The organism is Arthrobacter bambusae (assembly GCF_022606295.1).
In the GTDB taxonomy this organism is placed as follows: domain Bacteria; phylum Actinomycetota; class Actinomycetes; order Actinomycetales; family Micrococcaceae; genus Arthrobacter; species Arthrobacter bambusae_A.
On the sequence record NZ_JAHHZS010000040.1, the window covers coordinates 23821 to 30904 of the forward strand.

Below are 7084 nucleotides of genomic sequence, written 5' to 3' on the forward strand. Positions count from 1 at the left end.
TTGGGTGACTCGGGTCCGGGATCAAGCATGGGAGACGACGACGGCGGGCGCCGCTGCGGCGTTCGCGGCGACAGGGCGCAGGATCAGGGAAGCGGCAAAGGCCGCGAGGGCGAAGCCCGCCGAGATCCACAAGGCATTTTGGTAGCCGGCGATGGTTCCGGCTGCGACGGCGGGTGCGACGACGGCGATACCCACACTGGCCCCGATTCCAAAGCACGCTCCATTGAGGCCGGGCACGGAACCCGGAGCCGATTTGGGCGAATTCAATACGGCGATGCCGCTGACGGTGCTCTGGAACTGGCCGAGATACAGGACGCCCATGATGATCAGCAAGCCGAACACCATCCAACGGTCCGCGGCAAAGATTGCGACCGCAACCGCGGCCACCACGATCAGCCCGCTGCTGATCCGCAAGGCCTTGAACCAGCCGATGCGCTGGGCGAACCAGCCGGAGAACACCGCGGTGAGCACACCGACGAAGGCTGTGGGCGTCAGGTAGAGGAGGGCGGACATGGAGGCGGACAGTCCGTATCCGGCTTTTGCGTCCTGGCTCAGGAGGATCACGGTGAAGTTCAACGCCGAGAAGATGCCGGCAAGCGTCAGCACGGTGCTTGCCAAAACCGGCCATACCTGGCGGGACCGCAATTGTTCGATGGCGATCAGTGGACGTGCAACGCGCCTTTCCACGGCCACGAACGCCAGCCCGGATACCACGGCGCCGGCGAGATAGCCCAGGGTCCAGATATCGCCCCATCCCGAAGTGGAAGCCTGCCCGATCAGGTTGCTCAAGAGAACCAGGAACGTGCCCAGGGTACCGGCGCCCCACCAGTCCATGCGTCCCTCGCGTGTCCGGGCGGCTCGCTTCGGGACGACGACGGCGACCAGCACGATCGCGAGCACGCCCACGCCGAGGACCAGCACAAAGAGGAATTGCCAGCCGATGGTGTCGGTGATGAAACCGCCCAGGAAGCCGTCGAGGCCGCCGATGCCGCCGTTGACCGCCGAGATGACACCGACGGAGATGCCGAAGAGGCGTTTGCTGAAGCGCTCGGACAAGAGCAGGAAAGAAATGGTGAACGTGGCGCTGGTTGCACTCTGCAGGACCCGGCCCACGAGGAGAACGGTCAGGTTCGGTGCCAAAAGGCACAAGACGGTGCCGCACAACATCATCGAGAGCACGATCAGCAGGGTGCGGCGGCGTCCCAGGAAGTCGCTCCATCGGGAAAATGCCATGCCCAGGACAGCGCCGGTCAGGAAGAACAACGACTGGACCTTGGCCACGTTTTCCGTGGATTCCTGGAAGTGGGCGGCCATGGCCGGCAGGGCGGCCGAGAACAGGCTGGCGTTGAGCTGGTAGCTGAGGATCGAAAGGATGAGCGTGGCGATGAGTATGGGCACTCGGGCTGCTTTTCGCCGAACGGGGAGCCCTGCGGTGCTGGTGGCTTGGGTTGTCATGGACAAACTTCCTTGTTTGAAACAGAACGGCTTGGGAGGTGGCTCAATGCAGGTGTGGCGCAGAGCACAAGGTGGCTTATATGTGAATCATACACGCTTGTTATACAAGCTTGGAATACCCATCGCGTAAACTCTCACTATCGACGAAGGGGGCCAACTTGGACCGCAGTGCTGAAGCCGTTCTTTCGGAGCCGTTGGATGCCACTGCCAACATCCCGCTCCGCGTTGCCGTCTACTCGCGCATCATGAACGCCATCAGGGCCGGGCATTTCCCTGTTTCCTCGCTGTTGCCTTCGGAATCTGATCTGGGTTCGGCGATGAAGGTCAGCCGGACGGTGGTCCGTGAAGCGCTGATGCTCCTCGAAGAAGACGGATATGTGCGCTCCCGCCGGGGCATCGGACGCTTTGTCGCCACCCGCCTGCCGCGGGTTGGCCTGGAACGGATCAGGCCCATGGAGGAGATTCTGGCCGAGGCCGGATCCGCTATCCAGGTCAGCCGTACGCAGCACGTATTGCACCCGTCGTCGTCGGTGTTCACCGCGGAGCCTCTCGGAATCCGGGAAGAGGAGGCCTCCTGGTTCTTCGAGAGCGTCCTCACACGGGATGGCTCACCCATTGCCCTGGTCCAGGAGCATGTGGCAAGCAAGGGGGGTCTCGTTGATCGCGACCCTGAAGCGGCGCGGGCCATTGTGGACGACGCCGGGCAAGGGGCGACGCTGTTGGCCAATTTGATTTCGGCCATTGGCCCGGCCTTCGGGCCCGGCGAGACCGATATCGCAGCAGGCACCCCCGGCGTCGCGAGAGGGGAGTTGCTCGAGCTGGACGCCAAGGACCCGGTGCTGATCCTGACCCAGACCGTGGAGCATTCCGGCCAGGTTGTCTACCTGGCGAAGACGCTGGTCAATACCGGCGTAGTCCAGATTGGAATCATCCAGGGAACCTAAGTGCAGGGCTGCCCATTGTCGTGTGGCAGCCCAACTGACTGGCAGTTGTTGTCGTTTTGGGCACCCAAAACGACAACAACTGCTGGGCCGACGCCGGCGAGGGTCCCTGCCTGAGCTTGCGAAGGCTGGGAGCCGGTGGGGACTAGTTGGCCGGGCGCACGGCCCGTCCCGCGACCGCGATCACCAGCTTCTCCGGCAGGAGCTTGACGGCCACCCGCGCAACAAAGGAATTGAGCCGGCCATCCACAACGCTCGGCTTGTTCCCGCGGATCGCGGACATCGCCGTGTCTACCACCTGCTCGGGGGTCCGCATGTTGCCGGCGGCAGCTGACTCACCGGCGATTTCAAAGAACGGTGTGTCCGTGGCTCCCGGGCAAACGGCGAGCACTTTCACGCCCGTGCCTTGCGTCTCGCCCCACAGCGCCTGGGTGAACGAAAGAACGAAGGCCTTCGTCGCGCCGTAGACGGCCATGTGGGGTATCGGCTGGAAGGCGGCCGTACTCGCGATGTTGATGATCGCCCCCGCCCCGCGTTCCACCATGCCGGGCAGGTAGCGAGTGCTGGTGCCGACCAAGGTGGAGCAGTTCAACTGGATCTGCTCCGCGTAGCGATCGGCGTCTGCATGGAGAACGTGTCCGTGTGTTCCGAATCCGGCGTTGTTGACCAGGATGTCCACTTTGAGTCCCAGGGCATCGGTGGCGAGCTGGAGTTCCTTGGCCGAGTCCGGCAGGCTCAAGTCCATGGCCAGGACGGTCACTTCGGTGCCCTGCCCGCGGAGTTCACCCGCAAGCGCATCGAGTTTGTCCTGGCTGCGGGCAACCAGGATCAAACGTGCGCCCTCGGCGGCCAACCTGCGGGCAAACACCGAACCAATGCCGGTGGATGCTCCCGTGATGAGGGCTGTTTTGGCTGAAATGTTCATTTCTACTCCTAATAAACTGACTGTGCGGTTTGTTTTTTGGCTAAGGGTCGAGATCTTTGGCTCGTGGTGCGCCGCATTACTGGCTGGAAATGAACTGACGCTCGACCAGCTCCAAGAGGAGGGTCGCACGTCGCTCGAAGGCGTCGAGATCTTTCGGGCCAAGGGCGTCGGTAACGGACTTCAACCCATCGAACGCGGCCACGATGACCGTTGCCGCATCGTCGGGATCCCCTGAAAACATCAGGACGCCGCTTGCGCGGCCCCGTTGAAGAATGCCGGCCACAAGATCCACCCATGCCGCCAGAGGTGAGGTGCCGCCGGCATTCTCGCTTGTGGATGCCAGTTGATTGGCCAAGTGGACCACGCCCCACGCGGACGAGTCGCTCAGGACTGTTCTGACCATGAATTGCCCGAGATGGCGCAACTCTTCGAGCGGGTTGTTCTTGCTGAGAATTTCCTCATGGACGCGAAGCAGCCACCGTGCCTTCTGCTCATCGACGACGGCCTGGGCCAACATGGCTTTCGACGAGAAGTGGAAGTAGATGGCTCCCTTCGTGAGCCCGACTGCGCGGATGATGTCGTCCATCCGTGTCTGCTCGAAGCCCTTGCGCGCAAAAACCTCCGCGGCAACCCGAAGGATCTCATTTCGGGTGGCCGCGCCCTTGGGTGTGCTGCCTGTGTCTGCGAATTCCACCCTACCAAGCTACAAACCGACCAGTAGGTATGTCAATGTGGGTAGTTCACCGGCATTGATCATCCGACGGGCACGCCTTGCCGATAGGATTTGGGCATTTAATGAGGGCGCAACAGCAGCGGTTGCTGCTCTGGCAGATTACGGGAGGAGTGGGGGAACCCAATGCGCGATGAAGCGCTCTTCGAGGCTTCCGTCAATCGGGAGCTCGTTCATAAGCGCTCCGTTTCGGAAGTCTTCTTGACCGACTTTGTCCAATCAAGCTCCAGGCGGTTTGTCGCGGGAGCGCAATGGCCGCGATGGCATGTGTTTTATGGATCGCCCGACGGATCGCCGGACTCTGCGCTGATGGCTGAGACCTTGAGGCAGGCGGTGATCTTCTTGTCCCATTTGTGCGGAGTGCCCTTGAGTCATACGTTCCTCATGCCGTACATGAGCATTTCGGTGGAGGCCGCGCTCCTGGATCCCTTGGTGCCCACGCAGGTTGCCGTCGAGCTCGACGTGAAGGATATGAAGCTCAGTGGAGGGCAACTGTCGGCACTGACGGTGTCCGCCCGGTTCGTTGTTGACGGCACTCCCGTAGGGGGAGGGGCGGCCGCGGCCCGCATTGTGAATCCCGTGACGTATGAGCGATTCCGCGGGACGGTCCGCACCGGGCTGCCCACCGCCGGCGAAGACTTACTGGCGTGTGCCGACGTCGGGCATGCCACCCAACGGAACGTGATGCTCGGTCAAAGCAGCCGCCCGCTCATTTGGCCGTTGCGTGTCGATCCGACGCATCCGATCTTCTTTGACCATCCCCTCGACCACGTCCCGGGAATGCTGCTGGTGGAGGCCGCGAGGCAGGCTGTACGGGTGGCGACGTCCCGACCGGATGCCGATTTTGCCCTGTTTGAGGCGGAATTCATGAGGTTGGTCGAGTTCAGCTATCCCGTGGATGTTGCGGTGACACAGCTCGACTCCAATATTGGGCGCGGCGTGGTGGAGGTGCGGTTGTTGCACGAAGGGGAGACCCTGGTGTCCTTGTTGGCCCGGGTCAAAGAGCCGCGCTGATTCAGGGAGTCTCCGAGCCCTGCCCGTGTATCGGCGCAATGGCCGGCATCATGAAACGCCACATGTCCTCAATGCGTTTGAGGACGTCGCGTCGTTCCGTCAGCACATTGGAGACCATCTGCACGCCAGTGAAAGACGCCACCAGGTACCGTGCGAAGTCGCCGGCATCAACCTCGGGCCGCACGTCACCCTCGAGTTGGGCTTGGCGCGTCAGCATCTCCATGGTGGTGACCCAATCCTGGTACGGACCTTTGACGTCTCCGTTGAACGCCGAAGCTTCAAATGTCAGCCGGATGCCGGCCCTGACCACAGGCTCATCGAGTAGCTGTTGCCCGAACGTGCGGCACATGGCGATCATCGTCTCCAGTGCCGGCAGGCCGGCGGAGGCGATCTTCTCGCCAGCGACACGCACAATGTTGTGCTGTTCGGCTATGACGGCCAGCGCCAGGTCTTCCTTCGACTTGAAATGGAAATAGAGCGCGCCTTTGGTGACCGAGGCGCGCTCAGTGACGTCGCTTAGGCTCGCATTCCCATAGCCGACCTCTTCAAAGATCGACGCTGCACCCTCAATGACTGCCGTTCGGGTGGCTTTGGCACGTTGTTGCATGATCCGCGTGGAGACCTCTCCGGTTTCTGCGTCCGGGATACTTGAGTACATGAAGCTGGCGGACCGGGGGACCTGTGGGTGCGATGTCAACATGTGTTGACCATGTGCCCCGGGTTCTGGTCCTGGGTTCGTCGGGTTTCATTGGAAGTCGGGTTGTAGCCTCACTCGCCGGGTCCGGAGGAGCACAGGTTGTGGCACTCTCGCGAAAACCGGTTGCAAGACTACGAAACAATAACGCTACCATTGCGACCGCCGACATTTCCGTCCCGGGGAGCCTGCTCCCTTTCTTGCGCGATACGGATGTTGTCATCCATGCCGCATCGTATGTGGGCTCCGACCCCCGCCTTGCCCACGCGATCAACGAGTCCGGCACCAGCCACGTCATTGAGCAGTGCAGGGAGGCAGGAGTTGCCCGGCTGATCTATGTCAGCACGTGCAGCGTTTACGGAAGCGGCCCTCACCGGGGCATCCGTGAATCCGAGGCCCGTTATCACCCCGCCTCGGTGGCCAGCGCCAGCCGTTCCGTCGCCGAAGAGCTGGTTCTCGGCCGCGGCGGGGAAGTTGTCCGCCCCAACCTCGTGTTCGGTGCGGGAGACCGCTGGTTTGTCCCGGGCCTGCTCAAGCTGTTGAATGTGGCTGGCGGCTGGCCAGGTGACGGATCGGCGCTGGTTTCGCTCATCGGGGTGGAGGCGCTTGGAAGGCTGCTTTCCGGGCTCGCGTTGGCCCCTCCGCAACCCGGACAGGCGTTCCACGCCGCATATCCGGAACCGGTTCCTGTGTCAGTTCTCCTGCAAAGCGTTGCCCGGGTATGCGGCGTGGAATATCCGAGGTTCCTCGGGGATGACGAACGTGCGGGCTCGGCCTTGCGCGCGGCCGGATTCAGCGGCCATCAGATTGACCTGGTGACGAAGGATCACTGGTACTCCTCTGAACGCCTTTGGCGGATCTCCGGGCGCGAACCGGAAACGTTCCGCAGCGCCCTTGGCGAATTTGCTTCTTCCTACGAAGCTTCCCGGCGACCCGACCGGTCATAAACCGGTTGAACGGTTTGTTTATTGGCCTTCCAGTCCCTAGGCTTCAATCCAGTGGCTCGTTGCGATTGCGACAACAAGCCGAAGGGCAGGAATGGGGGGAGGTGCGGCCGAGAAATCGACCGCACCTCATCTGTCCCGAAGCCGCCGGGTTCGATTTCCTATCTCACATCGTTGTGGTTTAGTATTGACGAGTTGCTCCGGCGGGGATGGAAGTCCCTGGGGGCAAAGTTCGGGGCTGTGGCGCAGCTGGTAGCGCACCTGCATGGCATGCAGGGGGTCAGGGGTTCGAGTCCCCTCAGCTCCACCGAAGAAAAGGGAATCACCCGAGAGGGTGGTTCCCTTTTTCGTCTCTCCGTGGAAAACGCCTGGTCTGCCCAA

7 protein-coding genes and 1 tRNA gene are annotated in these 7084 nt (G+C 62.2%); 4 read left to right on the forward strand and 4 right to left on the reverse strand.

Translation table 11 applies throughout. The features are described 5' to 3' along the window. Nucleotides 1-21: 21 nt before the first annotated feature. Nucleotides 22-1455: an MFS transporter gene (locus tag KNN17_RS19520; RefSeq protein WP_241710529.1), complete on the reverse strand. Its 1434-nt coding sequence runs from the start codon at nt 1453-1455 to the stop codon at nt 22-24. A 158-nt stretch (nt 1456-1613) separates the two neighbouring features. Here KNN17_RS19520 and KNN17_RS19525 point away from each other — a divergent pair, with 158 nt between their 5' ends. Beyond that, on the forward strand, nt 1614-2399 hold the full coding sequence (locus KNN17_RS19525; RefSeq protein WP_241710530.1) for a GntR family transcriptional regulator: 786 nt from the start codon (nt 1614-1616) through the stop codon (nt 2397-2399). A gap of 142 nt (nt 2400-2541) precedes the next feature. On the opposite strand, the gene KNN17_RS19530 is transcribed toward KNN17_RS19525, so the two are convergent. After that, complete coding sequence (locus KNN17_RS19530; protein ID WP_241710531.1) at nt 2542-3321, reverse strand: SDR family NAD(P)-dependent oxidoreductase; 780 nt, start codon at nt 3319-3321, stop codon at nt 2542-2544. Between the two features lie 76 nt (nt 3322-3397). Beyond that, a complete protein-coding gene (locus KNN17_RS19535; RefSeq protein ID WP_241710532.1) occupies nt 3398-4015 on the reverse strand; it encodes a TetR/AcrR family transcriptional regulator in 618 nt (205 codons plus the stop codon). Nucleotides 4016-4177: 162 nt separating this feature from the next. On the opposite strand from KNN17_RS19535, the gene KNN17_RS19540 reads away from it, so the two are divergent. After that, nucleotides 4178-5065, forward strand: a complete 888-nt coding sequence (locus tag KNN17_RS19540; protein ID WP_241710533.1) for a ScbA/BarX family gamma-butyrolactone biosynthesis protein — start codon at nt 4178-4180, stop codon at nt 5063-5065. 1 nt (nt 5066) lies between these two features. Here KNN17_RS19540 and KNN17_RS19545 read toward each other — a convergent pair whose 3' ends face one another. Next, entirely contained in the window at nt 5067-5765 is a 699-nt protein-coding gene (locus KNN17_RS19545) for a ScbR family autoregulator-binding transcription factor (RefSeq protein WP_241710534.1), read from the reverse strand. Here KNN17_RS19545 and KNN17_RS19550 point away from each other — a divergent pair. Further along, complete coding sequence (locus tag KNN17_RS19550) at nt 5756-6706, forward strand: NAD-dependent epimerase/dehydratase family protein (protein ID WP_241710535.1); 951 nt, start codon at nt 5756-5758, stop codon at nt 6704-6706. The genes KNN17_RS19545 and KNN17_RS19550 overlap by 10 nt on opposite strands. A 231-nt stretch (nt 6707-6937) precedes the next feature. Then, nucleotides 6938-7010 (forward strand) — tRNA-Ala (locus KNN17_RS19555). Nucleotides 7011-7084: the final 74 nt, after the last annotated feature.